The following is a 1,048-nucleotide window of genomic DNA, read 5'->3' as shown; positions in this document are numbered from 1 at the left end:
GTTTTCAAAGAACAAGTTACTGACCAAGTCATCAAGTCAACTTTAATATACTAACATGATTGTTTAATATGGTCAATAATATTTTTTTGGTGGAGCCTAGCGGGATCGAACCGCTGACCTCCTGCGTGCAAGGCAGGCGCTCTCCCAGCTGAGCTAAGGCCCCATATAATATTAGTAGAAATGGTCGGGAAGACAGGATTCGAACCTGCGACCCCTTGGTCCCAAACCAAGTGCTCTACCAAGCTGAGCTACTCCCCGATAAAGAGAAAATATAATGGCGCGCCCGAAAGGAGTCGAACCCATAACCTTCTGATCCGTAGTCAGACGCTCTATCCAATTGAGCTACGGGCGCATTATAATTTATTAATGAATAAGTGGTGCCGAGGACCGGAATCGAACCGGTACGGTAGTCACCTACCGCAGGATTTTAAGTCCTGTGCGTCTGCCAGTTCCGCCACCCCGGCTAAAAACTTTTGGAGCGGAAGACGGGATTCGAACCCGCGACCCCAACCTTGGCAAGGTTGTATTCTACCACTGAACTACTTCCGCATATATGATTTTTTTTAAAATAAAATGGTGCGGGTGAAGGGAGTCGAACCCCCACGCCTTGCGGCGCCAGATCCTAAGTCTGGTGCGTCTGCCAATTCCGCCACACCCGCATATAAAATTGAAATGGTGAGCCATGAAGGACTCGAACCTTCGACCCTCTGATTAAAAGTCAGATGCTCTACCGACTGAGCTAATGGCTCGTACATGAAGTTAGTGTTTCTAACCAGTTGATGCTCAAAATCCCTTACGGGATTTCTCGCATGTTTCCGCAGAAGCTAAATCCACGAAGCAAGAAACATGGTGCCGGCGAGAGGACTTGAACCCCCAACCTACTGATTACAAGTCAGTTGCTCTACCAATTGAGCTACACCGGCGTGGTTTGAAAATATAATGGTGGAGGATGACGGGATCGAACCGCCGACCCTCTGCTTGTAAGGCAGATGCTCTCCCAGCTGAGCTAATCCTCCATTAAATTGTATCAAACAGCCCGGCGGCGTCC

Annotated in this window: 9 tRNA genes; all 9 read right to left on the bottom strand. The window is 48.6% G+C overall.

Annotated elements, in window-relative coordinates:
- Positions 1-87: 87 nt before the first annotated feature.
- Positions 88-163: transfer RNA gene (locus tag V7201_RS23000), tRNA-Ala, on the bottom strand.
- An 18-nt stretch (positions 164-181) separates the two neighbouring features.
- A tRNA-Pro gene (locus V7201_RS22995) sits at positions 182-258 on the bottom strand.
- Between the two features lie 17 nt (positions 259-275).
- Positions 276-352, bottom strand: a tRNA-Arg gene (locus V7201_RS22990).
- A 23-nt stretch (positions 353-375) separates the two neighbouring features.
- Positions 376-464: transfer RNA gene (locus V7201_RS22985), tRNA-Leu, on the bottom strand.
- 10 nt (positions 465-474) lie between these two features.
- Positions 475-549 (bottom strand) — tRNA-Gly (locus V7201_RS22980).
- A 25-nt stretch (positions 550-574) separates the two neighbouring features.
- Positions 575-659: transfer RNA gene (locus tag V7201_RS22975), tRNA-Leu, on the bottom strand.
- Positions 660-673: 14 nt separating this feature from the next.
- A tRNA-Lys gene (locus V7201_RS22970) sits at positions 674-749 on the bottom strand.
- A gap of 98 nt (positions 750-847) precedes the next feature.
- Positions 848-923: transfer RNA gene (locus tag V7201_RS22965), tRNA-Thr, on the bottom strand.
- A 17-nt stretch (positions 924-940) separates the two neighbouring features.
- Positions 941-1,016, bottom strand: a tRNA-Val gene (locus V7201_RS22960).
- Between the last annotated feature and the right edge of the window lie 32 nt (positions 1,017-1,048).

The organism is Bacillus sp. JJ1122, from assembly GCF_036964885.1.
GTDB lineage: Bacteria > Bacillota > Bacilli > Bacillales > Cytobacillaceae > Mesobacillus.
The sequence above is the reverse complement of the archived record's forward strand: the minus strand, read 5'-3'. Positions and strand labels throughout refer to the sequence as shown.